At 46.1% G+C, this 25,804-nt stretch carries 28 protein-coding genes and 1 tRNA gene; 16 read left to right on the top strand and 13 right to left on the bottom strand.

Features of this window, described 5'->3' with window-relative positions; genetic code table 11:
- Positions 1–27 precede the first annotated feature (27 nt).
- Positions 28–552, top strand: a complete 525-nt coding sequence (locus AOC21_RS08870) for a gamma carbonic anhydrase family protein (RefSeq protein ID WP_215391626.1) — start codon at positions 28–30, stop codon at positions 550–552.
- Between the two features lie 27 nt (positions 553–579).
- Positions 580–1,509 carry an AEC family transporter gene (locus AOC21_RS08865; RefSeq protein ID WP_215391625.1) on the top strand — a complete coding sequence of 310 codons (930 nt, stop codon included), beginning with the start codon at positions 580–582 and terminating at the stop codon, positions 1,507–1,509.
- On the opposite strand, the gene maiA is transcribed toward AOC21_RS08865, so the two are convergent.
- The gene (gene maiA / locus AOC21_RS08860) at positions 1,480–2,160 is read right to left on the bottom strand and encodes a maleylacetoacetate isomerase (RefSeq protein ID WP_215391624.1); all 681 of its coding nucleotides are present in this window, start codon (positions 2,158–2,160) and stop codon (positions 1,480–1,482) included. The two genes, AOC21_RS08865 and maiA, sit on opposite strands and share 30 nt — an antisense overlap.
- 90 nt (positions 2,161–2,250) lie before the next feature.
- On the opposite strand from maiA, the gene AOC21_RS08855 reads away from it, so the two are divergent.
- Positions 2,251–2,880: a trimeric intracellular cation channel family protein gene (locus AOC21_RS08855; protein ID WP_215391623.1), complete on the top strand. Its 630-nt coding sequence runs from the start codon at positions 2,251–2,253 to the stop codon at positions 2,878–2,880.
- Here the strand turns inward: AOC21_RS08855 and AOC21_RS08850 are convergent.
- From AOC21_RS08850 to AOC21_RS08835, 4 genes are read right to left on the bottom strand one after another with little or no spacing between them, the layout of a single operon-like run.
- Positions 2,867–4,465: a gamma-glutamyltransferase family protein gene (locus AOC21_RS08850; RefSeq protein ID WP_215391622.1), complete on the bottom strand. Its 1,599-nt coding sequence runs from the start codon at positions 4,463–4,465 to the stop codon at positions 2,867–2,869. The genes AOC21_RS08855 and AOC21_RS08850 overlap by 14 nt on opposite strands.
- Before the next feature lie 40 nt (positions 4,466–4,505).
- Positions 4,506–5,948, bottom strand: a complete 1,443-nt coding sequence (locus AOC21_RS08845; protein ID WP_371817819.1) for a TRAP transporter large permease subunit — start codon at positions 5,946–5,948, stop codon at positions 4,506–4,508.
- On the bottom strand, positions 5,948–6,490 hold the full coding sequence (locus AOC21_RS08840) for a TRAP transporter small permease subunit (RefSeq protein WP_215391620.1): 543 nt from the start codon (positions 6,488–6,490) through the stop codon (positions 5,948–5,950). Before AOC21_RS08840 ends, AOC21_RS08845 begins: the two co-directional genes overlap by 1 nt.
- Before the next feature lie 20 nt (positions 6,491–6,510).
- Complete coding sequence (locus AOC21_RS08835; RefSeq protein WP_215391619.1) at positions 6,511–7,596, bottom strand: TRAP transporter substrate-binding protein; 1,086 nt, start codon at positions 7,594–7,596, stop codon at positions 6,511–6,513.
- Positions 7,597–7,934: 338 nt separating this feature from the next.
- Between AOC21_RS08835 and AOC21_RS08830 the strand changes: the two genes are divergently transcribed.
- The gene (locus tag AOC21_RS08830) at positions 7,935–9,605 is read left to right on the top strand and encodes an MFS transporter (protein ID WP_215391618.1); all 1,671 of its coding nucleotides are present in this window, start codon (positions 7,935–7,937) and stop codon (positions 9,603–9,605) included.
- Positions 9,606–9,671: 66 nt separating this feature from the next.
- Here the strand turns inward: AOC21_RS08830 and AOC21_RS08825 are convergent, their stop codons facing one another.
- Both AOC21_RS08825 and AOC21_RS08820 read right to left on the bottom strand, forming a co-directional pair.
- The gene (locus tag AOC21_RS08825) at positions 9,672–10,283 is read right to left on the bottom strand and encodes an MOSC domain-containing protein (RefSeq protein WP_215391617.1); all 612 of its coding nucleotides are present in this window, start codon (positions 10,281–10,283) and stop codon (positions 9,672–9,674) included.
- A 29-nt stretch (positions 10,284–10,312) separates the two neighbouring features.
- Positions 10,313–10,633, bottom strand: coding sequence for a DUF6150 family protein (locus tag AOC21_RS08820; protein ID WP_215391616.1), 321 nt, complete (start codon positions 10,631–10,633; stop codon positions 10,313–10,315).
- 57 nt (positions 10,634–10,690) lie between these two features.
- Between AOC21_RS08820 and AOC21_RS08815 the strand changes: the two genes are divergently transcribed.
- The 9 genes from AOC21_RS08815 to AOC21_RS08775 all read left to right on the top strand — a co-directional run bounded on the left by AOC21_RS08815 (position 10,691) and on the right by AOC21_RS08775 (position 17,324).
- Positions 10,691–11,125 carry a hypothetical protein gene (locus AOC21_RS08815; RefSeq protein WP_215391615.1) on the top strand — a complete coding sequence of 145 codons (435 nt, stop codon included), beginning with the start codon at positions 10,691–10,693 and terminating at the stop codon, positions 11,123–11,125.
- A 78-nt stretch (positions 11,126–11,203) separates the two neighbouring features.
- Positions 11,204–11,280 (top strand) — tRNA-Met (locus AOC21_RS08810).
- A gap of 52 nt (positions 11,281–11,332) precedes the next feature.
- Positions 11,333–11,875 carry a DUF2878 domain-containing protein gene (locus AOC21_RS08805; protein ID WP_215391614.1) on the top strand — a complete coding sequence of 181 codons (543 nt, stop codon included), beginning with the start codon at positions 11,333–11,335 and terminating at the stop codon, positions 11,873–11,875.
- A gap of 114 nt (positions 11,876–11,989) precedes the next feature.
- The gene (gene recA, locus AOC21_RS08800; RefSeq protein ID WP_370624865.1) at positions 11,990–13,075 is read left to right on the top strand and encodes a recombinase RecA; all 1,086 of its coding nucleotides are present in this window, start codon (positions 11,990–11,992) and stop codon (positions 13,073–13,075) included.
- 17 nt (positions 13,076–13,092) lie between these two features.
- On the top strand, positions 13,093–13,614 hold the full coding sequence (recX, locus tag AOC21_RS08795; RefSeq protein ID WP_215391613.1) for a recombination regulator RecX: 522 nt from the start codon (positions 13,093–13,095) through the stop codon (positions 13,612–13,614).
- 187 nt (positions 13,615–13,801) lie between these two features.
- Complete coding sequence (sucC, locus tag AOC21_RS08790) at positions 13,802–14,971, top strand: ADP-forming succinate--CoA ligase subunit beta (protein ID WP_215391612.1); 1,170 nt, start codon at positions 13,802–13,804, stop codon at positions 14,969–14,971.
- Positions 14,972–14,986: 15 nt separating this feature from the next.
- Positions 14,987–15,880 (top strand): succinate--CoA ligase subunit alpha, encoded by an 894-nt coding sequence (gene sucD / locus AOC21_RS08785; protein ID WP_215347738.1) that lies wholly within the window; start codon positions 14,987–14,989, stop codon positions 15,878–15,880.
- A 98-nt stretch (positions 15,881–15,978) separates the two neighbouring features.
- The gene (locus AOC21_RS08780) at positions 15,979–16,686 is read left to right on the top strand and encodes a TerC family protein (RefSeq protein ID WP_215391611.1); all 708 of its coding nucleotides are present in this window, start codon (positions 15,979–15,981) and stop codon (positions 16,684–16,686) included.
- Between the two features lie 119 nt (positions 16,687–16,805).
- Positions 16,806–17,324, top strand: a complete 519-nt coding sequence (locus tag AOC21_RS08775; RefSeq protein WP_215391610.1) for a pilin — start codon at positions 16,806–16,808, stop codon at positions 17,322–17,324.
- Positions 17,325–17,380: 56 nt separating this feature from the next.
- Here the strand turns inward: AOC21_RS08775 and moaC are convergent, their stop codons facing one another.
- Positions 17,381–17,857: a cyclic pyranopterin monophosphate synthase MoaC gene (gene moaC / locus AOC21_RS08770; protein WP_215391609.1), complete on the bottom strand. Its 477-nt coding sequence runs from the start codon at positions 17,855–17,857 to the stop codon at positions 17,381–17,383.
- Positions 17,858–17,880: 23 nt separating this feature from the next.
- Here moaC and AOC21_RS08765 point away from each other — a divergent pair, with 23 nt between their 5' ends.
- Positions 17,881–19,581 carry a M48 family metalloprotease gene (locus AOC21_RS08765; protein WP_215391608.1) on the top strand — a complete coding sequence of 567 codons (1,701 nt, stop codon included), beginning with the start codon at positions 17,881–17,883 and terminating at the stop codon, positions 19,579–19,581.
- Here AOC21_RS08765 and AOC21_RS08760 read toward each other — a convergent pair.
- From AOC21_RS08760 to AOC21_RS08740, 5 genes are read right to left on the bottom strand one after another with little or no spacing between them, the layout of a single operon-like run.
- Positions 19,578–20,192, bottom strand: a complete 615-nt coding sequence (locus AOC21_RS08760; protein WP_215391607.1) for a DUF2946 family protein — start codon at positions 20,190–20,192, stop codon at positions 19,578–19,580. The genes AOC21_RS08765 and AOC21_RS08760 overlap by 4 nt on opposite strands.
- Positions 20,193–20,197: 5 nt before the next feature.
- Positions 20,198–20,632, bottom strand: coding sequence for a nuclear transport factor 2 family protein (locus AOC21_RS08755; RefSeq protein ID WP_215391606.1), 435 nt, complete (start codon positions 20,630–20,632; stop codon positions 20,198–20,200).
- 17 nt (positions 20,633–20,649) lie between these two features.
- A complete protein-coding gene (gene waaF, locus AOC21_RS08750; protein WP_215391605.1) occupies positions 20,650–21,690 on the bottom strand; it encodes a lipopolysaccharide heptosyltransferase II in 1,041 nt (346 codons plus the stop codon).
- Between the two features lie 46 nt (positions 21,691–21,736).
- Complete coding sequence (locus AOC21_RS08745; protein ID WP_215360214.1) at positions 21,737–21,925, bottom strand: zinc-finger domain-containing protein; 189 nt, start codon at positions 21,923–21,925, stop codon at positions 21,737–21,739.
- Between the two features lie 35 nt (positions 21,926–21,960).
- Positions 21,961–22,884 (bottom strand): branched-chain amino acid transaminase, encoded by a 924-nt coding sequence (locus AOC21_RS08740; RefSeq protein WP_215391604.1) that lies wholly within the window; start codon positions 22,882–22,884, stop codon positions 21,961–21,963.
- Between the two features lie 209 nt (positions 22,885–23,093).
- On the opposite strand from AOC21_RS08740, the gene AOC21_RS08735 reads away from it, so the two are divergent.
- Positions 23,094–24,305 (top strand): phosphoglycerate kinase, encoded by a 1,212-nt coding sequence (locus tag AOC21_RS08735; RefSeq protein ID WP_215391603.1) that lies wholly within the window; start codon positions 23,094–23,096, stop codon positions 24,303–24,305.
- A gap of 2 nt (positions 24,306–24,307) precedes the next feature.
- The gene (gene pyk / locus AOC21_RS08730) at positions 24,308–25,744 is read left to right on the top strand and encodes a pyruvate kinase (RefSeq protein ID WP_215391602.1); all 1,437 of its coding nucleotides are present in this window, start codon (positions 24,308–24,310) and stop codon (positions 25,742–25,744) included.
- Positions 25,745–25,804: the final 60 nt, after the last annotated feature.

The following is a 25,804-nucleotide window of genomic DNA, read 5'->3' as shown; positions in this document are numbered from 1 at the left end:
TAGCCTGATTCATACCTATAATGAGTCATGGCTATATTTGAACTAGACGGAAACACCCCGCAATTAGCTGAGGGTGCTTGGGTTGCCGAGAGCGCAGAAGTGATCGGTAAAGTAGAACTCCATCAAGATGCGAGCGTTTGGCCCAAGGTAGTTGTCCGTGGTGATAACGATCTCATTCAAATTGGGGCGGGTAGTAATGTGCAGGACGCCTCTGTTCTGCATACCGACCCAGGTTACCCTCTCATCATTGGTAAGAACGTCACTGTTGGTCATCAGGTGATGTTGCACGGTTGTCATATTGGGGACGGCAGTCTTATTGGTATTGGTGCGGTCATTTTGAATGGCGCCAAGATTGGGAAAAATTGCTTGGTTGGTGCCGGCGCGCTCGTAACTGAAGGAAAAGAATTCCCAGATGGCTCCATGATTTTGGGGACGCCTGCTAAAGCAGTAAAAGAGCTTACCTCAGAGCAAATTGCGGGCATCCACGATATCGCCGGACGCTATGTCAAAAATGCACAGCGTTATATCAAGACGCTGAAGAAAATTTCTTAATCCCTACACTTACGCCCGTTAAATATTTTGCTCTACGTATTTAATGTTGTTCTTCCCGTTTTTTTACTCATCCTGATTGGGTATGTTGGCGGACGCTCTGGCAAGCTAGGCATAAACGCTTCGGTTGAGCTCAATCGCTTCGTAGTTTGGATGGCATTACCCGCACAACTCTTTAATTTTGCAGCTAATAGTGGTTGGCAAACACTTTGGCAACCTGGTTTTATCACTGCGTTTTTTCTCAGCTGCCTCATGGTGTTCGTTGTAGTGCTTCTCATTAGTTGGATGCGCAATCGAGATTTAGCGGCAGCTAGCTTTGATGGCCTTAGTGCGTCTTATTCGAATACTGGGTACATGGGTATTCCTTTGTGCGCGCTTGCCCTTGGTCAAGATGGTTTAGCGCCTGCGATTATTTCTACGTTTATTGTGTTTGTGATGTTTGCCTTGGCGACCGTACTTATTGAAATCGGCATTTTGTCGCACAAGAAGTCCCATGAGATTGTGTGGAGCGTTATCAAATCGCTTTGCACTAACCCATTGTTAATTGCTCCAGTAGCTGGCTTGGCGTGGGCTGCTAGTGGTCTTACTTTGTATGATCCGATTGCCCAGGTGATTGCATTCTTAGCTGCTGCATCGACTCCTTGTGCTCTGGTATCAATCGGTTTATTTCTGATACAAAAAAGTACTGCCGCTCCAGCTCAGGCCTGGGGTATCAGTTTGGCAAAGCTTATTCTGCAGCCATTCATTGCCTGGATCATTGCTGGCCCCATTTTAGGTTTGCCTGATTTATGGATAAATGCAATCGTGATTTTGAGTGCACTCCCTACGGGTACTGGGCCGTTTATGTTGGCTCAGTATTACAAAGCTGATGGCAGCGTGATTTCTAGGGTGGTCTTAATTACGACAGTGAGCTCATTGCTTACGCTCTCATTATTTCTGTGGTGGAGTAACGGGGTTTAATCCCTCCGCATCGATTTGCTTTTCCCAAGAGGCATCAATAAAGGCAGGTAATTGCATACACTCATGAAAAATTCGCATGAGGGTGGGGTAGGGATTCATATCTACTTTTGCGCTTAGAGCATTAAATAGCTGGGGGACTAAACAAATATCAATAAGCCCTGGTTGATCGCCATAGGCAAATCTTCCAACGCGAGGATCAATACTCAATTGCTTTTCTAAACTCTCGAGCCCTACTTTGATCCAGTGCTGATACCACTCATCTTTAGCCTCGTTACTGACACCCATTTTTTTAATGAGGTAGCGCAGTACACGTAAATTATTGATTGGGTGGATATCGCTGGCAATATCCATTGCTACGGCGCGGACCCATGCTCGATCGATTGCTGAACTTGGTAAGAGCGCTGGCTCCGGATGAGTTTCTTCTAGATATTCAATGATTGCTAAGGATTGATGAATACTCTTTTCGCCATCTTCAAATAAGGGAACCAAGCGATTCGGGTTTTTGCTGCTGAAAGTCTCTCCCATTTGTTCGCCGCCACCCTTGCTGAGGTGTACTGGAATAACTTCGTAATCCATGCCCTTGAGATTCAGGGCAATACGCACACGAAATGCGGCAGAGCTACGCCAAAAGCTATACAGCTTGGGGGTCATATCAATACCTTATTTAATCTCATAGCTAACAGTATATTAAGGATGGGGATTCAAGTCTTGGTTCACACAAAGTGCTTTAGACTTGTTGTTATGGAAGATATTAATTTTTGGATTGGCATCATTGCAACCATGGCCTTTGCTGTGACAGGTGTCTTGGCAATTGCCGATCGTGGCGTGGATCTTTTTGGTGTTTTAGTGCTTGGGCTTATTACTGCAATTGGCGGAGGCACTATTCGTGACATCATTTTGGAAGCCCCTATTTTCTGGTCTGAGAATCAAATGTATGTGTGGCTTGCGCTAGGCGCCAGTGTCATCGCTTTCTTCGCAGAATCCTTTTTTACCCAACCGCAAATTTATCGCTGGATGTTGTATATCGATGGCTTTGGTGCTGCACTATTTGCCATTCAGGGGGCCGATAAGGCCTGGAGCATGGGTTATGGCCTACCTGTAGCACCTGTGATCTTAGGTGTTGTAACTGCGATCGGCGGTGGTTTATTACGCGATGTCCTAGCGGGTAGAAAAACACTCATCATGTCGCATGAGCTATATGCTATTCCGGTAACTTTGGGTTGTTGTGCATATGTTCTGATATTGAACTTCTTACCTCAATATATTGTTGAGGGCTCCGTGCTTTGCATGCTCGGAATTTTTGGACTACGCGCAGCAGCGATTTACTGGGATCTGCGCGTACCCAAAATGTTTATTACTAAAACGCGCTAACAGCGCCGTCGCTACGAGGATCCCATCCGCCCCGCAGCGTGCCTGATGGATCACGAATGATGCAGCCAGCATGACCGACTGTTTCATCGAAGGCGTCGAGCATTTCAATCTCATGACCTAAAGTGTGAAGCTCTTTGGCGACCAAAGGACTAAAGCGTGACTCGAGCTTTAAGCTATCACTCGTTTGCCCCCAAGTGCGACCGAGTAACCAGCGCGGACGACTAATGGCATCCTGGGGATCAAGGCCGTAAGTAGCGGTACGAGTAAAGACTGCACATTGTGTTTGGGGTTGACCATCGCCACCCATTGTTCCGTAGACCATTGAGCGACCATCTTTAAACAAGGCCATTGCAGGATTGAGAGTGTGGAATGGTTTTCTATATGGCTCAAGATGATTGAGGGTTTTGGGATCCAGTGAGAAGCTGCATCCACGGTTCTGCCAGTTCACGCCAGACTTCGGCAGAACAATACCTGCGCCAAACTCGTGATAAATACTTTGAATGAAGGAAACACAATTGCCATCACCATCAATTACGCCCATCCAAATCGTATCGGCTGGACCCTTGCCTTGACCCCAAGGTAGCGCTTTATTGGGATCAATATTCTTGGCAAGTTTTTTCAGGAAGTCTGGGGCTAGGAAGGACTGTGCATTCTTCGTCATATACGCGGGGTCTGTCACAAACTGATCGCGAATCTTAAATGCCTGCTTAGTGGCCTCAACACAATGATGTACATACTCTGGACTATCTACTTTGAATCGTTTTAAGTTCAACTGATCCAAGATGCCAATAATCATGAGGGAGACAACGCCTTGAGTAGGCGGAATCATGTTGTAAACCTTACCTAGACTATGTTTGAGCTCTAGTGGGTCTATGAGTTTGGCGTGATGACGATGCAAGTCATCTAAGCGTAAGGGGCTACCAATGTCCGTTAATTCTTTGCCAAGTAATTGCGCAAGATCTCCACGGTAATAGTCATCCGTTCCTTTTTCTGCAATTTGGCGTAAAGTTTTTGCAAGGCGCTCTTGTTTAAAAATGCTGCCAACCGCTGGTGCTTTACCATTCACTAGAAAGGTTTTGGAAAACCCAGGGATAGGACTGAGTTCTGCGCGCTTTTTTTCGGTCAAACTCGATTGACTGTAAGTAACCGGCACTCCTGCTTCTGCGTAATGAATTGCATCAGCCAATAAACGAGAGAGTGGAATCTTGCCACCCAAGCCTTGTTTAGAAAGTTTGTGAGCAGCACCCCAGCCTGAAATAGTTCCAGCAACCGTATTTGCAGCAATAGCCCCCCGAAATGGAATTGCTTTAGTGATGCCACGTTCTGCATACCATTGCTTTGTGGCTAAACCAGCTGCAGCGCCACAGGCATCAATGCCGCCCATGGCCTTGCCAGGCGAATGCACCACCCAGAACGAGTCACCGCCAATAGAGTTCATATGTGGGTACACCACAGCAATGGTTGCTGCCGCAGCCACCATTGCTTCCAGTGCATTACCGCCTTCACGTAGAACTGCTAAAGCCGATTCAGAAGCGAGGGAGTGCGGTGCTACCGCCATCCCCCGAATACCCCACTTTGCTTGCATCGTAAATCCCCTCTATTTTTTTATTCTGCTATTTCTATAGCTATTTATTTTCTCGCAATTGACGCTCGATATCCGCACTAGAGTCTACAGTGATTTCATTTTGCTGAACGCCTTCAAGTGGATCAACTGAGACAGCATTCACATCCATTGCAACCGCTGGCTTATCAATGAAGTAAGTAACAGTCTCTGGAATGAAGATGATGATCGCAACCAAAATCAGTTGTAGACCAACCCATGGCAAAGCACCGTAGTAAATATCGGAGCTTTTCAGCGATTTTGGCGCTACCCCACGAAGATAGAACAAGGCGAATCCAAATGGCGGATGCATAAACGAGGTCTGCATGTTGGCGCCGAGAAGCACGCCAAACCAAATGAGATCAATGCCAAGCTTGTCTGCAACAGGAGCCAATAGTGGAATGATGATGAAGGCGATTTCAAAATAGTCTAAGAAGAAGGCTAAGAAGAAAACAAACAAGTTCACCACGATTAAGAAGCCTATTTGACCGCCTGGCAATCCTGACAACAGATGCTCAATCCAAAGGTCGCCATCAACGCCGCGGAATGCTAAGCCAAAGACAGTCGATCCAATCAGAATGAAGATCACCATGGCATTAATGCGCATGGTTGAAGTCATTGCTTCCCAGACCAAAGGCTTTTGTAGACGCTTGTTCATTGCCGCAAGAACTAAAGCTCCAACAGAACCCATTGCACCACCTTCAGTTGGTGTTGCCAGACCCATCAAGATGGTTCCAAGCACCAAGAAGATCAAGGCGATCGAAGGAACAATACCCCAAAGGATTTTCTTGAACAATTTCCAGTCAATTTTCGGACGCGCTTCTGGGGGAAGTGCTGGTACATCTTGCGGTCTAAAAATGGATAAAAAGAAAATGAATAAGCAGAACAACACCACTTGGATGATCGAAGGTCCAATAGCGCCTGCATACATATCGCCAACGGATTTGCCCAACTGGTCAGCCAACACAATTAATACCAGTGATGGTGGGATGAGTTGGGTGATCGTTCCGGAGGCGGCAATCACACCCGTTGCTACGCGAGGGTTATAGCCATAGCGCAACATGATTGGTAAGGAGATTAATCCCATGGCAATCACAGAGGCCGCAACGGTTCCGGTAATTGCACCTAGGATCGCTCCAACAATAATCACGGCATAGGCTAAGCCGCCACGGATCGGACCAAATAACTGACCCAAGCCTTCGAGCATGTCTTCTGCCAAGCCACACTTCTCCAAAATGGCGCCCATGAAAGTAAAGAATGGGATGGAGAGTAGAAGGTCATTCGACAGGATGCCGAACACGCGATCTGGTAGCGCCTGTAAGAAGGTGGGCTGAAACATGCCCATCTCGATACCAATGAAAGAGAAGAATAAGCCAACAGCACCTAAAGAAAACGCTGCTGGATATCCAATTAGTAAAAATACAATCAGACCCCCAAACATGATGGGGGCCATTAAATCTTGGCTAATCATTGGAGAGGTCTTTCGTATTTAGGATCGATTTCAATCATGCCGGTAATGGCAGCATAGCGCTTGATGATTTCTGATATACCTTGGAGCGTTAATAAGAAAAAGCCCAGGGTAATAATGCCGCGTACTGGCCAACGAATAAGACCGCCTGGGTTACTCGAGGTTTCATTTTGAATTACCGAAGTAATAAAAAATTCCCAAGAGTAGTAACCAATAATGATGGTCATTGGCAAAAAGAAAACAATGCCTCCCCAGAAATCTAGCCAGAGGCGAACTCTGTTGGGATATAAGGCATAGAGCACGTCAACCCGCACATGCTCGTTCATACGAAAAGTAGTGGCGGCACCAAACATCACCATGCCGGCAAACAAATACCATTGCGCTTCTAACCAACCGTTTGAGCTGATGTTAAAGCCGTACCGAATCAGCGCATTTGCTGTGCTGACCAGTACGGCAATAAGAACCATCCAACTTGCTAAAACACCAAAACGGTCATTTAGGCGATCAACGAAATTTGCAAAAACTAAAAATTGTTTTGGCATTTCAGTTACTCGCTTAAAGTTTATTTGACAGGATTAGTTAGCATGAAGCTCATGAGAGTTTGTTCGGCAACCTTGTTCCATAACATTTGATCGTTACGGAATTTCTTCCAAGGCTCGTAAATCTTCTTGAATGATGGATTCTTGGCAGCTTCTTCCTCATACATTTCAAAAGCTGCATTGGATGCGGCTTTCATAATTTCTGTGGAGTAAGACTGCAACTTGACGCCATTCTTGATCAAGCTCTGCAAGGCAATTGGGTTTTTGTAGTCGTACTCAGCCATCATGTCGATGTTGCATTCAGCACAGGCTGAGGCTAAGGCTTCCTGATATTGCTTAGGTAATTTTTCCCATTCCTTGATGTTGACGTACATGGAGTACATCGAACAAGCTTCCCACCATCCAGGGTAGTAGTAGTAAGGGGCAATTTTGTAGAAGCCCAATTTCTCATCGTCGTATGGACCAACCCACTCGGCAGCATCAATCACGCCTTTTTCAAGTGCTGGATAAATATCGCCACCAGCAATTTGTTGCGGAATTGCGCCCAGACGGGACATGACTTCACCGCCGAGTCCAGCGATACGCATTTTGAGACCTTTGAGGTCGGCAACGGTTTTCACTGGCTTTTTAAACCAGCCACCCATCTGGGTTCCGGTGTTGCCTGCTGGGAAAGAGATGATGTTGTAGTCACGTAAGAATTCGCGCTGAAGCTTCAAACCGCCACCCCAATACATCCATGCATTTTGCTGACGTTGGTTCATGCCAAATGGAACGGTTGTGTCAAAAGCAAATGTTTTGTTTTTGCCTACGAAGTAGTAACCGGCAGTATGCGTACATTCCACAGTGCCTTGCTGCACTGCATCAACTGTGCCGAAGGCTGGAACGATTTCACCGGCGCCAAAGATACGGATCTGAAACTTGCCATCCGTTAAGGCGGCTACTCGTTTGGAGATGAATTCACCACCACCATAAATTGTATCTAGGCTTTTCGGAAAGCTTGATGCGCAGCGCCACTTCACTTCTGGCATGGATTGTGCAATCGCTGGTGCAGCTAATACGCCTGCGGCTGCGCCAACTGCAGCCTTACCTAAAAAGTCACGTCTTTTCATTTGCCTTGCTCCTTGTTTATGAATTAATTGATGGCATTTTTTTTGGGGATGCCTTTTTGCTAACTACAAGATTAATTAAAGCGAAGTGCAACAAGTGTCATTCGAGAGGATTGCACTCTGATTTCCAGAAATGCACCTCACTTGGGCGTATTGCTTCAAGTTAGTGCCAAACCCTTGCCACATCATGGCCTAAATGCGTTGCATCAAATCCACATTTCTCGGGAAAACCCCGAGTCTATTTGATGGGGAATTACCCTAAGTAGTGGATTTCTTTGATTTTTTTCAAAGCATAATCAACCCGTTGTTTTTTATTTAATAAAAATAGTTAGGAGCTACTGATGTCAACATCAACTAAAGCAGCCCCAATGACCCCTGAAGAGCGCAAAGTTATTTTTGCTTCCTCATTGGGTACGGTCTTTGAGTGGTACGACTTTTATCTTTACGGTTCTTTGGCTGCCGTTATTGCCAAGCAGTTTTTCTCAGGCTTAGATGCTGGCTCTGCCTTCATTTTTGCTTTGTTAGCGTTTGCTGCTGGTTTTATCGTTCGCCCATTCGGCGCATTGGTATTCGGTCGCTTAGGCGATTTGATTGGTCGTAAGTACACCTTCTTGGTAACCATCTTATTGATGGGCGGCGCGACCTTCATCGTAGGTATTCTGCCTAACTACGCAACTATCGGCGTTGCTGCTCCAGTCATCTTGATCGCATTGCGTATGCTTCAAGGCTTGGCTTTGGGTGGTGAGTACGGTGGTGCTGCTACTTATGTTGCAGAACATGCTCCTCAAGGTCGCCGTGGTGCTTACACAGCATGGATTCAGACAACAGCTACTCTTGGCTTGTTCCTCTCCTTGCTCGTAATTTTGTTCACACGTGAATTCACTGGTCCAGACTTTGATGTTTGGGGCTGGCGCGTTCCTTTCATCGCCTCTATCGCATTGTTGGGTATTTCTGTATGGATTCGTTTGTCCATGAATGAGTCTCCAGCTTTCAAGAAGATGAAAGAAGAAGGCAAATTATCTAAAGCGCCTTTGTCCGAGTCATTCGGTCAATGGAAGAACTTGAAGATTGTTATCTTGGCATTGTTTGGTCTGGTTGCAGGTCAAGCGGTGGTTTGGTACACAGGTCAGTTCTATGCTTTGTTCTACCTCACCCAGGTGTTGAAAGTAGATGCTAAGACTGCGAACTTGTTGATTGCTGCTTCATTAGTAATCGGCACCCCATTCTTCGTGATCTTCGGCGCATGGTCTGACAAGATTGGTCGTAAAGTAATCATCATGGGCGGTCTATTGCTTGCGATCATTACTTACATTCCAAACACACCTGTTTCTGTGTTCAATGCTTTGACTCACTTTGCTAACCCAGCGTTAGAAAAGGCGATGGCAACTGCACCAGCCACAATTACTGCTGATGTCAGCGAATGTACCTTCCAGTTCAACCCAACAGGTACTGCGAAGTTCACAAGTTCTTGCGATATTGCAAAACAAGTGATGGCTTCAAACTCTGCTAGCTACAGCACTATTGCCGGTCCTGCAGGTGGAACAGCAGTTGTAAAGATTGGCGATACAGAAATCACTGGCTACACTGCTAAGGGTCTTGAGCCTGCTGAAGCAAAAGCGAAAGATGCTGAGTTTAAGAAAGCAATTCGTGAAGCGTTGAATGCTGCTGGTTACCCAGCCAAGGCAGATCCTGCTGGCATTAACTACGTTGCTGTATTGGCTTTATTGGTGTTCTTGGTGCTCTTGGTAACCATGGTTTATGGTCCAATCGCTGCGATGTTGGTTGAGATGTTCCCAACCCGCATTCGTTACACCTCTATGTCCTTGCCATACCATATTGGTAACGGTTGGTTCGGTGGCTTGTTGCCAACGATCTCCTTCGCCTTGGTAGCGCAAAACGGTAATATTTACTACGGTCTCTGGTACCCAATCATCATCGCTGCGATGACATTGGTAATCGGTACACTGTTTGTTAAAGAAACCAAAGACGTAGATATCTACGCACGTGACTAAGAAGATTCAATAAGCTTCTTTAGTCTGCATCAAATAAGAAACCCGATCAGAAATGGTCGGGTTTTTTTATTCCCACAAATCTTTTTGATTGCGATTGTTTAAGAGTTTTTGATTTTGCTGGGCAATGGATATTTCTCTTGCCCCTGGAATTAAAGTAATGGCATTGCCAGCGCTAAGCAAACCAGTTTTTAAAACACGTAAATACCAGCCACTGAAGCCAGACTGCAGCATCGCTTTGCTTGCGCCTTTGTAACCAACAGCAGCATTGAATTTGAAACAGGGCTCACGTAGTTTGACGACTGCAAATTCCAATTCCCCGATTTGAAGTCGATCGCCAACAAATACTTCTGTTTCTAGTAATCCTTCGACTGTGAAGTTCTCTCCGATGGCGCCATGTTGTAATGCAACTGGCTTTTTGGTTTCGCGGGTAAGTAATGCGTTCCAAAATGCGTAGTGCTCCGCCGGATAAACGTAGATTGCCTTTTCAATACCGCCATGGACTGATAGATCTGCTTGTTCATCACCTTTTATACCGAGTGAAGTAATTTCAACTGGAGCGGGAAATTCTAGGTCGCTCACTACCTTCTTGCGAATAGCTGAAGCAACAGATTTGTAATTGGGGTGATGGTTTCCAAACAAGGGCGCCACTTTACCTGCAGATATTGAAAGAAGTCTCATGAGATGAATAGGGAGCTAAGAGGTATTGGTTAGTAACGGCAGCGTGCATCACTCTTGTACTTAGTGAAATACACAATCAGATCGGCCTCAGACTTGTATTGGGTGTAATAAATTACTGCACGGGCATCGCTTTTGTATTTCGTGTAGAACCAAACGCCTGGTTCGCGATCGCTGGAGTATTGGGTGTCATACACAATACAGTTTGCCTCTGATGGGTACTTTGTGACAAAGACTTTGGCATTCGCCTCTGATGGGTAATTAGTGACGAAGATCTGCGCTGCTGAGGCGTAAAAGGGGATGCACAGACTCAATGGCAAGGAGATTAAAAGACGCAAGAGAAATAGATTCATTGTTTGGGAATCTTACGCCTTCTGCATTTTGCTTGTGGGTTGGGCTAATATGAATGCATGATGAATTTCTCTCAAAAGAAAATAGTTGGCGCGCTTAGCCAATTGGCATTCCTCATTTCTGCTGTCATGGTGAGTCAAAGCGCTCATGCCAAGTGGGACGAAGAGCGTGACATGACCACCAATGGCAAAGAAGAGTTGATCTATTACTACAAGACGAATGATCAGGGCCAAAAGCTTGTATTGGATAAGTATGTAAAACGGCTTATTTTTATACGCCCTGATAAGTTTTATAAGCGCTCTATTAAGCAAATCAAGATTGATGGTGTAGTGGTGGATGTCACAAGCGACCCCTTTTCTCGCTATCCCGAGCAAACAGCCATTGTTTTTGAAAACAAGGATGAAGTACTGAAAAAGCTCTTTTTGGCCAAAAAAATTGAATTTAATGTGCTGTATGGTCGGGAGGAGGGGCTGAGCACCTTTCAGATTAAATAAGGGCTTAATTAGGGCTTGAGGACGGTAACCCCCGTTCCCTTAGACAGATAGGTTCCGATCATTTACAATAGCGAGTTCGGCGAATTAGCTCAGCTGGTTAGAGCGACGGAATCATAATCCGCAGGTCCGGGGTTCAAATCCCTGATTCGCCACCAAATCTAAAGGCCATTGCCCCTCGGCAGTGGCCTTTTTCTTAGGATGCTGGGTATGGCTAAATTTTGGAACTTTGTTATTTTCCAGCTTGGTTGGTTTGCCTGTGTACTGGGCGCAGCCAATAAAGATGTGCTTTGGGCAGTAGTAGCTACTCTGACCTATATTGCCTTCCATGCTTGGCGCTCACCCACACCAAAAACAGAAATAAGCCTTTTATTGAAGGCCTTTATCTTTGGTCTTGTGGCTGACACTCTCATCATGCATTTGGGTTATCTGGATTTTCGGGATGACTGGCCGTCACCTTATTTATCGCCTCTCTGGATGTGGGTTTTATGGGTATTGGTTGCCACCACTATTAATGGTTCCTTGACTTGGTTGCGTGGCAGACCTGTTTTAGGGGCTGTTTTAGGGGGTATTGCAGGTCCCATGTCCTACGAGGCGGGTATTCGGATGGGGGCTGGTGGGTGGGCTCCAGGCGGTCAAACCATTGGATTTATCTTGGTGGGAGCAGTCTGGGCGGTCGCTATACCCCTGTTTTTCTACTGGGACCGAGCCAATCAAGCGCAGCCTAGTAAAGAATCTGTAAATTCAGTTTAAAAGTCGCTTGCAAAGACTACTGTTTTTATATACAGTAACTCCTAAGTTGTTACACAGTAGATAAAACTTCGGGAAAAAGCCCAGTACATAGTGAAAAGGGAATAAAAAATGGCCTTGGATAACAAAAAGCAATCAGCCTCTTCGGAATTTGAAGGAATGAGCGGGGACAAACAAAAAGCATTAACTGCAGCGCTGGCACAAATTGAGAAACAGTTTGGCAAAGGTTCAATCATGCGATTGGGCGATGCCGAAATCAGTCAAGATATTCAGGTGGTTTCTAGCGGCTCACTCGGATTAGATATCGCTCTTGGAGTTGGTGGTCTTGCCCGCGGTCGCGTGATTGAAATCTACGGCCCAGAATCTTCTGGTAAAACCACTCTGACATTGCACGCTATTGCAGAAATGCAAAAGCTTGGCGGCACCTGCGCGTTTATTGATGCAGAACATGCGTTGGATGTGCAGTACGCATCACGCCTTGGTGTGGATGTAAATAATTTATTGATCTCTCAACCAGACACTGGTGAGCAAGCTTTAGAAATCGCAGACGCTTTGGTACGTTCAGGTTCGATTGATCTGATCGTGATCGACTCAGTTGCTGCCTTAGTTCCAAGAGCTGAGATCGAAGGCGATATGGGCGACTCTTTGCCGGGCTTGCAAGCGCGTTTGATGAGTCAGGCTTTGCGTAAGTTGACCGGCGCGATTAAGCGTACCAACACTACTGTGATCTTTATTAACCAAATTCGTATGAAGATTGGTGTAATGTTTGGTTCCCCAGAAACCACTACCGGCGGTAATGCGCTGAAGTTCTACGCTTCTATGCGTTTGGACATCCGTCGTATCGGTAGTATCAAAAAAGGTGATGAGGTTGTTGGTAATGAGACCCGCGTGAAGGTTGTGAAGAATAAAGTATCTCCTCCGTTCCGCGAAGCGATTTTCGACATCATGTATGGTGCCGGTATTTCTAGAGAAGGCGAAATCATTGATATGGGTGTTGAAGCTGACCTCGTTGAAAAGTCAGGTTCTTGGTATAGCTATAACGGTGATCGCATTGGTCAAGGCAAAGACAATGTGCGCGAGTTCTTAAAAGAAAATCCAGCCATTGCGAAAGATATCGAAGCAAAAATTCGCGAGAAGTTAGGTGTGAAGTCTGGTTCAGCAGTAGTCACTGATGTGCTGAGCGAGGAAGAAGAAGTCGAATAAGCACGTTGAATAATTCAATGTCAGAATTAAGTAGCAATCAGAAGGTTAAACAAAGCCCGAGTCTCAAAGCTCGGGCTTTGCGCCTTTTGTCGCAGCGAGAATATAGTCGCAAGGGCTTGGCTGCTAAATTGGCTGAATCAGAGGCTAGGTGGAGCAAGTTAGGCGCAGAGCAGGCAGAGCAAAGCCCAGAGTCCAGACATTCTCAAATTGAGGCTGTTTTAGATGATTTTGAGGCTCGCGGTTGGTTATCCGACGAACGCTTTGCTGAGGCTTTGGTACGTCGTCGCAGTGAGCGCTACGGCATGCGAAAGATTGCTGATGAGCTTGAAAGGGCTGGCGTGGACTCCAAGCAGTCAGCCAAACTCCTTGGGATTCTTAAGGAGACCGAATTTCAGCGGGCTTTTGATCTTTGGAGCAGGAAATACGGTGTTCGCCCTCAGGACCAAAAGGAGAAAGCCAGGCAATATCGGTTTTTAGCTTCTAAAGGTTTTGGCTCTGAAGTGGTCGCAAAAGTGATTGGCGGCCAGACCCCTGATTAGGGCAATTACGGATCTGCAAACGCTATTTGCGGCGTTGCAGCATGATAGACTTAGCAAGTCGGTCAAGCCGTTCGCATTTATTCAAAATTGGCTAATTTAGCTATTTCTAGAGTAAGCATGGGATTAAGGCAACATCGGTTAACTAATCATCATCGCTTGCTAAAAAAGATACCGTTTCGGAGTAATTATGAAAATTCACGAGTACCAAGGCAAAGAACTTCTTCGCCAATTTAATGTGCCAGTTCCTAACGGCATTCCTGCATTCAGTGTTGATGAGGCAATGAAAGCCGCTGAAAAATTGGGTGGCCCAGTATGGGTTGTGAAGGCACAGATTCATGCAGGTGGTCGCGGTAAAGGCGGCGGCGTGAAATTGGCTAGAAGCATGGACGAAGTGAAGAAATATTCTTCAGAAATCTTGGGTATGCAGCTCAAGACCCATCAAACTGGCCCAGAAGGTCAAAAAGTAAATCGCCTCTTAATTGAAGATGGCGCAGATATTAAAAAAGAGTACTACTTCAGTATCGTGACAGACCGTGGCACACAAAAGAATGTGATCATGGCTTCAAGTGAAGGCGGTATGGATATTGAGGAAGTTGCCGAATCTCATCCAGAAAAAATTATCAAAGTATTTGTTGATCCAATGATTGGTTTGACAGATGCGGATTGCGACATCGTTGCTAAAGGCATTGGCGTTCCTGAAGCATCCATTCCGATGGCGCGTGACGTATTTAAAAACCTCTACAAAACTTACTGGGATACCGATGCTTCATTGGTTGAAATCAACCCATTGATTCTTGAAGGCAATGGCAAGATCAAGGCTTTGGACGCAAAGTTCAACTTTGATCCAAACGCATTATTCCGTCATCCAGAGATCGTTGCTTACCGCGATATCGATGAAGAAGATGCTGCTGAAATCGAAGCTTCTAAATTTGATCTCGCTTACATCTCATTAGACGGCAATATCGGCTGTTTGGTTAACGGCGCAGGCTTGGCGATGGCCACTATGGACACCATTAAGTTGTTCGGTGGCGAGCCAGCAAACTTCTTGGACGTTGGTGGCGGCGCTACAGCAGAAAAAGTAACTGAAGCATTCAAGATCATGTTGAAGAACAAGAGTGTTGAAGCAATCTTGGTAAACATCTTCGGCGGCATCATGCGTTGCGACGTGATCGCTGACGGTGTTGTTACTGCATGTAAAGCAGTTAACCTCACAGTACCTTTGGTTGTGCGTATGAAGGGTACAAACGAAGAGCTAGGCAAGAAGATCCTTGCAGACTCTGGTTTGCCAATCATTAGCGCCGATTCAATGGCTGAAGCTGCTACTAAGGTAGTTGCTGCTGTTGCCAAAAACAAATAATCCAGGAATTTCAATATGTCTATTTTGATCAATAAAAACACCAAAGTCATTACACAAGGTATTACTGGTAAGACAGGTCAGTTTCATACTGAAAAATGCCAGGAATACGCAAACGGCAAAAACTGTTTTGTTGCTGGTGTAAATCCTAAAAAAGCTGGCGAGTCCATTTTTAATATCCCAATTTACGGAACTGTTAAAGAGGCTGCTCAGCAAACTGGTGCAACTACTTCTGTAATTTATGTTCCACCTCCTGGTGCAGCTGCTGCGATTTGGGAGGCTGTTGAAGCTGACCTTGACTTCGTCATTTGTATTACTGAGGGCATTCCAGTGCGCGACATGCTTGAAGTGCGCAATAAGATGCATGCTAAAGAGGCTGCTGGCGGCAAGAAAACCTTGCTACTTGGCCCTAACTGCCCAGGCATCATTACTCCAGATGAAATCAAGATCGGCATCATGCCCGGTCATATTCATAAGAAGGGTCGCATCGGCGTTGTTAGCCGTTCCGGTACATTGACTTATGAAGCAGTTGGCCAGTTGACATCCATTGGTTTAGGTCAGTCCACAGCAGTTGGTATTGGTGGCGACCCAATCAACGGCTTGAAGCACATCGACATCATGAGAATGTTCAATGAAGATCCAGAGACTGATGCTGTGATCATGATTGGTGAAATCGGCGGTCCAGATGAAGCTGAAGCTGCTCGCTGGTGTAAAGACAATATGAAGAAGCCGGTGGTTGGCTTTATTGCTGGCGTTACAGCGCCTCCAGGCAAGCGTATGGGCCACGCAGGTGCTTTGATCTCTGGTGGAGCTGATACTGCAGATGCTAAGCTTGCCGTTATGGAAGAGTGTGGCTTCAAAGTAACAAAGAATCCATCAGAAATGGCCGCTTTGTTGAAAGCCATGTTGTAATTAGCAATTAGGAAAAGGATGCTGTTAACTCGGCATCCTTTTTTGGTAGTAAATAGCAGTTAAAACATAAAATAAAACAAATAAACGTAGGAGACATTATGGATTTATCAGTATTTTCAGGGCCAGCATTTTGGGCTGCTCTTTTATCAATCATTGTTGCGAATATTTTGCTATCAGGCGACAACGCAGTTGTAATTGCGCTTGCGTCACGCAACTTGCCGCCAGTTCAGCAGAAGAAGGCAATTTTTTGGGGTAGTGCCGCAGCAATTATTTTGCGTGTAGTCCTCACAATTACCGCTGTTCAATTGCTGACTTTGCCTTACCTCAAGATCATCGGCGCTATTTTGCTTCTCTATATCGGCGTCCAGCTTTTGGCTGATAGCGGTGAAGAAGAAGATATGCATGCTCATCCAAATATTTGGGGCGCGATTCGCACCATCTTGGTCGCAGACTTAGTAATGAGCTTGGATAACGTATTGGCAGTAGCTGCTGCGGCCCAAAAGGGTCCAGAAGAAACTCGCTTGGTGCTACTCATCATCGGTTTGGGCCTCTCTATTCCATTGATTATTTTTGGTAGTGCTTTGCTTCTAAAAGTAATGGATCGTTTCCCAATCATCATTACCCTGGGTGCTGGCTTATTAGGCTTGTTGGCAGGCGGAATGTTGGTTGAAGATCCAGCAATCAAAGACTCTATGCAGGCTGCATTTGAAGATGCGCACATGATTTTTGAGGGTATTGGAGTTGCTATCGTACTTTTAGTTGGCACTTATCTCAAAAAGAAACAGAAGCATAAAGAAGCGGCGTAATTTCTCCGCATCAAATCAGAAAAGCCGGCTGAATATGCCGGCTTTTTTGTTTCCTGCTTCCTTGTGCACTCTCTACTGAACTTGGATCATGAGGCATTTCACCTCGGGAGTTAAAAGATATGCAGAGTTTTAGTCATGACGTTCAAGATTTAGAAGGCGATCAAGATGCAGGATTTACCTTGATCGAAGTAATGGTGGTAGTGGCAATTATTGGCATCTTGGTAGCTATAGCAGTGCCTCAATATCAAGACTATATTGCGCGCAGTAGGGTGGTAGAGGGTATGAATTTATCTTCTAGTGCCAAGCTTGCTGTGACGGAAGCGTTTGCCAGTCGTGGAACTGTAGTGATGGATGAGGCGACCAGCGGAGCCTTTACATTTACACCCACCCGAAGCGTCAAGCTAATTGAAATCACGCCATCCGGAGCAATCGCAATTGATTACCAAATTAGTGTTGCGCCAGAGGGTAAGAACACCTTGCATCTCATCCCCACCAACGAGCCTGATGCCAATGTCCCTAGACCATTAGATTTATCTAAACCTGAGGGCTCGACTTGGGCCGGTGGATGGTCATGTAGATCTACTGAGACCAATTTGATTTCTCAACTACTGCCTTCGGAATGCAGGATCGGTAAGTAAATGCTTAAAGAAAAAGCCGCTTCAGAAGCGGCTTTTTAATGAGTGATGAGCAATCATCAAGCAGCCTTCCACTCCCCGCTCTTGCCACCACTCTTCTCAAGAAGTTTCACATCACCCATCACCATGCCTCGGTCTACGGCTTTGCACATATCGTAGATTGCGAGGAGGGCAACTTGGACTGCGGTGAGGGCTTCCATTTCAACTCCGGTTGGCCCAGTAGTTTCTGCCCTGACTTGGCAGGTGATGCTGCTTTCATTGGGGTTAGTTTGGAACTCCAGGCTAACGTGAGTTAATGCCAGCGGATGGCACAAGGGAATGAGGTCTGATGTTCTTTTCGATGCCTGAATACCTGCAATTCTGGCAATTCCCAGTACATCACCTTTTTTATGGGTCCCTGCATCTACCATTTTGAAGGTTTCGGGCAGCATCGTAATTTTGCCAGTGGCAAGGGCAATACGATGGGTGTTAGGCTTATCACCAACGTTTACCATGTGGGCTTGCCCACTCGCATCAAAATGAGTTAGTTTGTTCATGGGATAAGTTTTACCATATAGAGATGCAAGAGATAAAGTCAGCTCCAAAAACCTCTTTTTTGCGGCGTACCTTGGCCATTCAGTTGATGGTCAGCCTTGCTTTAGCCGGATTTCCTGCTCACGCAGCCGCCCCCGCTGGAGATGTATCTGTAGAGGGCAACTCTGCTGCCATTCAGAATATAGGTAGAGCAATGCAGTCTCCTGATGCTCGACCTGCTAATGCTCCTATACGCAACTCTATGCAGAGTCAGCCTACGATTATTTTGCCTGATATGGGGGATCCTGGCGGCGATTCTTTAAGCAGAATGGATGAGCGCAAGTATGGCGAAATGATCATGCGCCAGATTCGTCCAGATCCTGATTATTCAAATGACTTGCCGCTCTATGATTTTTTAAATCAAATGGAGCGCCGTCTATTACAAGCTGCTAGAAAGTTACAGCTTGGCGGGGCTAACGAGCAGGGCAGTGGCGCTTACAACTTTGAGGTCTTTGCCGTAAAAGATAGCACTATTAATGCGTTTGCATTACCCGGTGGATTTATTGGTTTTCATACTGGGCTGATCGTGAGTGCCGAATCAGATTCTGAGGTTGCCTCTGTAATGGGGCATGAGACAGGTCACGTATTGCAGCGTCACCTAGCACGTCAAATGGATAGGCAAACAACCAATACGATGATTGCTGTTGCCGGCATGGTGCTTGGGGCATTAGCGATGTCACGCAATCCACAGGCTGCAGCTGGCCTGATGCAGGGCGGTCAAGCGGTTGCAATTAATAATCAACTCTCCTATTCCCGAGATGCTGAGCGAGAAGCCGATCGCATTGGATTTCAAATTTTGGATGCGAGTGGATATGACGTCAATGGTGCGCCAGGATTCTTCCAGCGCTTGCAAAAAGCTACCGGCATCATGGATAAAGGTGTGCCAGGTTATGTTCGCACTCATCCCTTAACAACGGATCGCATTGCAGATATGCAAGATAGGGCGAGAACAGTGGGGTCTCGCAATGTGCCAATATCTGTCGAGTTTTATTTCATTAAGGCTCGTGCTCGCATGGAGCAATCGGGCACCTCCAGCGGAATGTATGACCTAAAAAATACCTTTGATAGCTTAAGCAAGCAACAAGCTATTGGTAAGCAATTAGAAGGTTTCTATGGATTAGCCTTAATCGCGCAACGCCAAGGAAAAATTGATCAAGCAGAAGCTGATTTACAGCAAGCCCGTAACTTAGTTCAGAAGGCAAGCGCTCCAGGTTCGCCCATCCAAAGACAGAGTCTATCTTTAGATATCACAGCCTCAGAGCTAGCCTTAGCAAAAGGAAAGGGCGAAGAGGCGTTACAAATTGCCCAAGCTACATTGCGTGCTTATCCACAATCCTATGCAGCTGGCGCAGCCATGATTAATGCAGAGCTAAGGCTTGGACGTAACAATGATGCAATTACATGGTTAAAGGCGCGCACAAGAGCCCAGCCAAATGAAATCGTTTGGTGGAGCTTGCTTTCCAAGGCATACGATCAGGCCAAGAATGTGCCGATGCGCCATTACGCTCTCGGTGAAAAATATGCGCTTGAGGGGGCATGGCCCTCGGCTATCGAACAACTACGGATTGCTCGTTCTGCCGGTGGCGCTGATTTTTACCAGGGCTCTAGTATCGATGCTCGTCTACGGGAAATGCAGCGTCAATACCAAGACGAGCTTAAGGAACAGGGTAAGCAAATGCCAGGCTAGGGCTGTGGTTTTGCGATGAAGTGAAAGCGAGAGGCTAGCTCTTCAGAATGAATCGGATCCAAGGGTAATTGTTTGTCTTGCCAAACCCATGACCCACCAAAACTACAGGCTTCTTCGCGAAGTTTGGCGAGCCCTGAAAAATGATCTAGATCGTGATCGTGTAAAAGAGCTATTGATTGAGATTCGTTTTTCAGAAATTGCTGATTGTCTTTGCTGTTGTAAACAGTCTCACTTACTTTTCCGACAATATAAATATTGCCATTCTCATCACTTAAAGCAGCAGTGGGTTCCATGGTTTGATGGCATTGATTGACGAGGACCGATTTCTCTTCGCTGGGAATGATTCTGACGATCCAGGGTGTCGCATCTAAAGTAATAAAAACCCGTTGAGGCCCATTTTGAAAAAAGTATCTGCCGAGTTCATCACAGGCATAGTTTCGAGCAATAAATTCATTCAGGGCGGCATGCTTAATAACTTGGCCTGGAAGCTTATTTTGTTGTGTGAATTCATCGCGCATGCGCCACTGCCCGCGACGATCTAAGGCTAGCCAACCAAAGCAATCAGGCACATTGGGCCACTTCATCAGTGACCGTAGCACTTGGTCATCCATGGTATTTAATGCAGGCCGTGTGGGGTGGAAGGTGCGTCGAAGGTATCTTCGGTAGAGTGGCTGGCATGTAAATGGGCAATGCGCCAACCCTGACTATCCTGTAGAAGTACAAGTGTAATGTTGAGGAAAAATTCTGCCTCAACTTGATCTGCTCTTAAATGCACTGCTTCAGTTGTGTCATATACAGCAGCACCTAAAACAGAGTGACTAATGCAAGCAATGGGCTCTAAAAATAAAGGCTGCTTCGCGAGTAATCTTTCTAAGCCTTCTCGAATTTCTGCATGACCAGTGAGGCGGTGACCTTCGGGGAGTACGCAGGTGATGGAGTCATCATCCAACCAAATATCGAGTGCGCCTTGCACATCGCGATGACTCAGTGCATCTCGCCATGCCTCTACTACATCATCGGCACTGTGAAAGAGTCTGGCAAGTTTGGTCATGGCTTACTGTTCCTGGTTTATGACTGCAAGGTACTCAGTGTAGCGAATACTTGCTCTGGCAAGATGTCATTTAGGCACTTTAGGTGACCCAGGGGGCAGATTCTTTTGTGACAGGGGCTACACGGTAAGTTTAGCCAAATGACTTTGGCTTTACTGGATAGTGGGGGTGTATGCGCTGGATCACTTGAGCCAAAGATAGCCGCTTGGGGGGTTTTAAGGGCTGCGGCTATGTGCATTAAGCCTGAGTCGTTGCTAATCACCGCTTTACTCATGCCAATCAGGGCAATTGCCTCATCCAATGATGTGGACCCACACCAATTGTGAATATGTACGTCTTGCTTTGCTTGAGAATAAATTTCTTGGGCAAGTGCGTGGTCACCTTTGCTACCTAAAAGAATGATCTGATGATTCGGGTTGCTAGCTATTAATCTTTGTGCCAATTGTGTGAAATGACTTGTTGGCCAGCGCTTAGTTTGGCCATATTCAGCGCCTGGGCACATGACATAAGTATTGGCAGGATCAATCTTGGCACTTTGCAATTTAATCTGCACAGCAAGATTTGCGGCAGAAGAAACATTTAATTTTGGCGTTGGGTTGCTTGCTAGTGAAGGCGCTTGCTCATCACTTAGTAATTGACTTAATGCAAGATAGTGCTCGACCATCGGCGGACGATTTATTTTGCTTGGATTATCTAGCGCGAGATTAATGAAGCCAAAGCGCAATTCGCCGCGGTAGCCAACCCGAAAAGGAATATTTGCGAGCCAAGGAATAATGGCTGACTTGAAGCTATTGGGTAATACAAAGCAGACTTGATAATTTTTAGATGCAAGTTCTTTGGCAAGTTGCTTGCGTAATTTCCATTGCAATTGTTTATGCTCAAACTTTGCTTCGATCACTTCGTGAACTTCTGGGCAAGCACGATAGATGGGTGCTACCCAGGTACTAGCGAGGACATCAATTTTAGATTCTGGATATTGCGCTTTAAGCTGAGCCAACAAGGGCTGAGTCATTACGGCATCCCCAATCCAGTTTGGGGCAATGATCAGAATACTGTGCATGTAATGTATCCCGACTCAGCGCCTCGCAGGGAGGCGCTGATAAGGCTTAGTGACCGTGTGGTTCAGTGCCGGGAATGAGTTTGTACTCTGCGCCACAGTAAGGACACTTGGCTTCGCCGGTTTTAGTGATATCTAGAAAAACGCGTGGATGCGAATTCCATGCTGGAGTTTTATTGGTGGGGCAATGTAGAGGTAAATCTTTGCCATCCACCATTACCACTTGAGCTTGAGTCATGTGCTGTTTCCTAATTACTGAGATTACTTAACGTATCACTTTACGTAAGTGAGCCAAGATTTGTATTTGTCATCTCTGCCATACACTGCATCAAAATACGTCTTCTGAATTTTTTCAGTGATTGGGCCACGCTTACCGTCACCAATAGTACGGTCATCTAATTCACGAATTGGAGTAACTTCAGCAGCAGTACCGGTGAAGAAAGCTTCATCAGCTGAATAAACTTCATCGCGGGTTAAACGTTTTTCGCGAACTTCATATCCGAGATCTTTGGCAATCTGCATGACGGAGTCACGCGTGATTCCGTCTAAGCAAGAGGCTAAATCTGGTGTGTACACAATTCCGTTGCGAACCATAAAGAGGTTTTCGCCGGAGCCTTCTGAAACATAGCCCTCGGTATCAAGCAATAAAGCCTCGTCATATCCATTGGCAGTCACTTCTTGGTTGGCCAAAATGGAGTTGATGTAGTAACCAGAGGCCTTAGCTCGAACTAGTGAAGAATTGACAAAATGACGTGTAAATGAGGAAGTTTTGACCCGAATACCCTTATTTAGACCATCTTCACCCAAATAAGCACCCCATTCCCAGGCCGCGATAGAGGTATGGATACTGTTGCCCTTAGGAGAGATTCCCAGCTTTTGGGAGCCAATAAAGATAATTGGGCGGATATAGCAGGCTTCGAGCTTATTGCTATTAACCACGTCAATAATGCCCTTGGTAATCTCTTCTGAGCTGAACGGCATGTTCATTTGGAAGATCTTGGTACCGTTAAAAAGGCGTTTTACGTGCTCTGGGAGGCGGAAAATGGCTGTTCCCTGGGGGGTTTTATAGGCGCGAATACCTTCAAAAACGCCCATTCCGTAGTGTAGGCTGTGTGTTAACACGTGAACATTGGCCTCGCGCCAAGGAATTAGCTTCCCATCAGTCCAAATAAAGCCATCGCGGTCGGACATCGACATTTTCTCTACCTTTTGTGTCTGTTAAGTATCTATAAAAGCGGTTTTTTCCGGGCACTGGGCTGATAGGTTTAGCCCTCTCTGCCCAGAATGCATTTAAGTGCCTATTGTAGAGCAGGCAGACAAGTCTGTCGGCTTGGATCCTCGGGGGTAGATGGGCCAGAGCATTTAGAATGGAACATTCCCTATAAACCACTTATTTACCAAAACTCATGCCGGAATCCTTATTTAAAGTTAAGCGTTTAAGTGAATTAGCCCAATCAGGTCAATTAAAGGGTAAACGGGTTTTAATCCGTGCTGACCTGAACGTTCCTCAAGACGAAGCCGGAAACATTACAGAAGACACTCGTATCCGGGCATCCATGCCAGCGATGCAGATGTGTCTGGATGCTGGGGCCGCTGTAATGGTGACTTCTCATTTGGGTCGTCCAACGGAGGGGGAATTTAAACCAGAGGATAGTTTGGCTCCAGTAGCTGATCGCATCGCCAGTTTGCTCAATCGTAAAGTTCCATTAATTAGTGATTGGGTAGACGGGGGTTTTGAAGTAAATCCAGGCGAGCTCGTGTTGCTAGAAAACTGTCGCTTGAATGTGGGCGAGAAAAAGAATAACGACGAGCTAGCAAAAAAGATTGCTGCCTTATGTGATGTTTATGTCAATGATGCATTTGGAACTGCGCATCGTGCAGAGGCGACAACCCATGGTGTGGCGAAGTTTGCGCCAGTAGCATGTGCTGGTCCTTTGATGGCCGCTGAATTAGATGCACTAAGTCGTGCATTAGCAAGTCCAAAACGCCCATTAGTGGCAATTGTTGCTGGCTCAAAAGTTTCTTCAAAGCTCACTATTTTGAAAGCCTTATCCGAGAAGGTGGATGAGCTCATCGTTGGCGGTGGTATTGCAAATACTTTTATGCTGGCCAAAGGGTTGCCAATTGGTAAATCACTTGCTGAACCTGATTTGGTTGATGAGGCTAGAGAAATTATGGAAATCATGGAGAAGCGCGGTGCTCATGTTCCGATTCCGGAAGATGTAGTCGTTGCAAATGAATTATCTCCATTGGCCCGTGCAAACAGGGTTCCATCAGATCAAGTAGCGGAAGACGACATGATTTTGGACATTGGTCCAAAGACCGCTGCGCGTTTATCTACCATGCTGGCTCACGCTGGCACGATTGTGTGGAATGGCCCGTTAGGCGTATTTGAAATCGATCAATTTGGTGGTGGCACCAAAATGTTAGCCGCTGCAATTGCACACTCTCCTGCATTTTCGATAGCTGGTGGCGGAGATACATTGGCAGCAATCGCAAAGTACGGTATTGAGAACCAAGTGGATTACATCTCTACTGGTGGTGGCGCTTTTTTAGAATTCTTAGAAGGTAAAACCTTGCCAGCCTTTGCAGTACTTGCTGAAAGAGCGAAAGACTAAATATGTTGAGAGCAACCAAGATCATTGCAACCTTAGGGCCTGCTTCCGAAAAGCCCGAGGTGTTGCGTGACATGATTCGTGCTGGTGTGGATGTGGTTCGAATGAACTTCTCGCACGGCACTGTTGCTGACCATAAAGCACGCCACGATTTAGTACGCTCTATCTCTGCCGAAGCTGGTAAAGAAGTCGGCATCATGGCTGACTTGCAGGGCCCAAAAATTCGTGTAGGTAAATTTGCAGATAGCAAAATTCTTCTAAAAGAAGGCGACAAGTTCACTCTAGATGTGGCTTGTGAGCTCGGCGACCAAACTAAAGTCGGCCTTGATTACAAAGAGTTGCCAGGCGACGTAAAGCCGGGCGATCGCCTTTTATTAAATGATGGGTTAGTAGTTCTGACGGTCGAGAGCGTTAAAGGTGGAGAGATTTTTACCGTCGTTGAGCAGGGCGGCCCACTTTCTAATAACAAAGGCATTAATCGCGCTGGCGGTGGCTTAACTGCTCCAGCGTTGACAGAGAAAGATATTGCAGATTTAGACGCAGCGATTGCGATGGGGGTTGATTTCTTGGCGATCAGCTTTCCAAAAGACGGTGCTGATATGGCTTATGCCCGTACATTGGCGGATGCTGCGAGCGCTAAATATGGTGTTGGCAAAGTCAGAACGATTGCTAAGGTGGAGCGTGCAGAAGCAATTGAGCCTGAGGCGCTCAAAAGCATTATTGCTGAGAGCGACGGCATTATGGTTGCTCGTGGCGACCTTGCTATTGAGGTTGGCAATGCTGCAGTACCCGCATTACAAAAACGCATGATCTCTTGGGCACGTGAAGCGGATAAATTTACGATCACTGCTACGCAAATGATGGAGTCCATGATTAATGCTCCAGTACCCACCCGCGCCGAAGTGAGCGACGTTGCTAACGCGGTGTTGGATGGTACGGATGCAGTAATGTTGTCCGCTGAATCTGCTGCAGGTATGTATCCAGTGCAAACCATTAAAGCGATGGCGGAGATTTGTGTTGAAGCAGAAAAGTCAGATCGCGTAAAACTCGATACCGACTTTTTGGATCAGACTTTTACACGTATCGATCAAACAATTGCCTTGGGTGCCTTGTTTACAGCACATCACTTGAATGCGGATGCTATTGCAGCCTTAACTGATTCAGGGTCTACCGCGATTTGGATGAGTCGTCACAACATTCACGTACCAATCTTTGCCTTGACATCGAAAATTGCAACACAGCGTGCTTTAAGCACCTATCGCAATGTCACACCAATCGGCTTGGATTACACCAAAGACCGCGATACTGCATTACAAGAAGTAGAGGCATGCTTGAAAAAAGTAGGCGCCGTCAAAAAAGGTGACACTGTTGTGCTGACTTCTGGCGAGCCTATGGGTGAGCCTGGCGGAACCAATACCCTCAAAATTATTCATGTGAAGTAACACACGCTTAAAACAGATTCAAAACAGTTCCGTAACGGATTTATTTTTAACCTCATTACT

It is taken from the genome of Polynucleobacter sp. VK25 (assembly GCF_018687355.1).
Lineage (GTDB): Bacteria > Pseudomonadota > Gammaproteobacteria > Burkholderiales > Burkholderiaceae > Polynucleobacter.
Note: the sequence above shows the minus strand (reverse complement) of the source record. Positions and strands in the feature narration are given on the sequence as shown.

Coding starts and splice junctions, on each gene's coding strand:
- AOC21_RS08870 (WP_215391626.1), top strand. CDS start 28: ATGGCTATATTTGAACTAGACGGAAACACCCCGCAATTAGCTGAGGGT.
- maiA (WP_215391624.1), bottom strand. CDS start 2,160: ATGACCCCCAAGCTGTATAGCTTTTGGCGTAGCTCTGCCGCATTTCGT.
- AOC21_RS08855 (WP_215391623.1), top strand. CDS start 2,251: ATGGAAGATATTAATTTTTGGATTGGCATCATTGCAACCATGGCCTTT.
- AOC21_RS08850 (WP_215391622.1), bottom strand. CDS start 4,465: ATGCAAGCAAAGTGGGGTATTCGGGGGATGGCGGTAGCACCGCACTCC.
- AOC21_RS08840 (WP_215391620.1), bottom strand. CDS start 6,490: ATGCCAAAACAATTTTTAGTTTTTGCAAATTTCGTTGATCGCCTAAAT.
- AOC21_RS08835 (WP_215391619.1), bottom strand. CDS start 7,596: ATGAAAAGACGTGACTTTTTAGGTAAGGCTGCAGTTGGCGCAGCCGCA.
- AOC21_RS08830 (WP_215391618.1), top strand. CDS start 7,935: ATGTCAACATCAACTAAAGCAGCCCCAATGACCCCTGAAGAGCGCAAA.
- AOC21_RS08825 (WP_215391617.1), bottom strand. CDS start 10,283: ATGAGACTTCTTTCAATATCTGCAGGTAAAGTGGCGCCCTTGTTTGGA.
- AOC21_RS08820 (WP_215391616.1), bottom strand. CDS start 10,633: ATGAATCTATTTCTCTTGCGTCTTTTAATCTCCTTGCCATTGAGTCTG.
- AOC21_RS08815 (WP_215391615.1), top strand. CDS start 10,691: ATGATGAATTTCTCTCAAAAGAAAATAGTTGGCGCGCTTAGCCAATTG.
- AOC21_RS08805 (WP_215391614.1), top strand. CDS start 11,333: ATGGCTAAATTTTGGAACTTTGTTATTTTCCAGCTTGGTTGGTTTGCC.
- recX (WP_215391613.1), top strand. CDS start 13,093: ATGTCAGAATTAAGTAGCAATCAGAAGGTTAAACAAAGCCCGAGTCTC.
- sucC (WP_215391612.1), top strand. CDS start 13,802: ATGAAAATTCACGAGTACCAAGGCAAAGAACTTCTTCGCCAATTTAAT.
- sucD (WP_215347738.1), top strand. CDS start 14,987: ATGTCTATTTTGATCAATAAAAACACCAAAGTCATTACACAAGGTATT.
- AOC21_RS08780 (WP_215391611.1), top strand. CDS start 15,979: ATGGATTTATCAGTATTTTCAGGGCCAGCATTTTGGGCTGCTCTTTTA.
- AOC21_RS08775 (WP_215391610.1), top strand. CDS start 16,806: ATGCAGAGTTTTAGTCATGACGTTCAAGATTTAGAAGGCGATCAAGAT.
- moaC (WP_215391609.1), bottom strand. CDS start 17,857: ATGAACAAACTAACTCATTTTGATGCGAGTGGGCAAGCCCACATGGTA.
- AOC21_RS08765 (WP_215391608.1), top strand. CDS start 17,881: ATGCAAGAGATAAAGTCAGCTCCAAAAACCTCTTTTTTGCGGCGTACC.
- AOC21_RS08760 (WP_215391607.1), bottom strand. CDS start 20,192: ATGGATGACCAAGTGCTACGGTCACTGATGAAGTGGCCCAATGTGCCT.
- AOC21_RS08755 (WP_215391606.1), bottom strand. CDS start 20,632: ATGACCAAACTTGCCAGACTCTTTCACAGTGCCGATGATGTAGTAGAG.
- waaF (WP_215391605.1), bottom strand. CDS start 21,690: ATGCACAGTATTCTGATCATTGCCCCAAACTGGATTGGGGATGCCGTA.
- AOC21_RS08745 (WP_215360214.1), bottom strand. CDS start 21,925: ATGACTCAAGCTCAAGTGGTAATGGTGGATGGCAAAGATTTACCTCTA.
- AOC21_RS08740 (WP_215391604.1), bottom strand. CDS start 22,884: ATGTCGATGTCCGACCGCGATGGCTTTATTTGGACTGATGGGAAGCTA.
- AOC21_RS08735 (WP_215391603.1), top strand. CDS start 23,094: ATGCCGGAATCCTTATTTAAAGTTAAGCGTTTAAGTGAATTAGCCCAA.
- pyk (WP_215391602.1), top strand. CDS start 24,308: ATGTTGAGAGCAACCAAGATCATTGCAACCTTAGGGCCTGCTTCCGAA.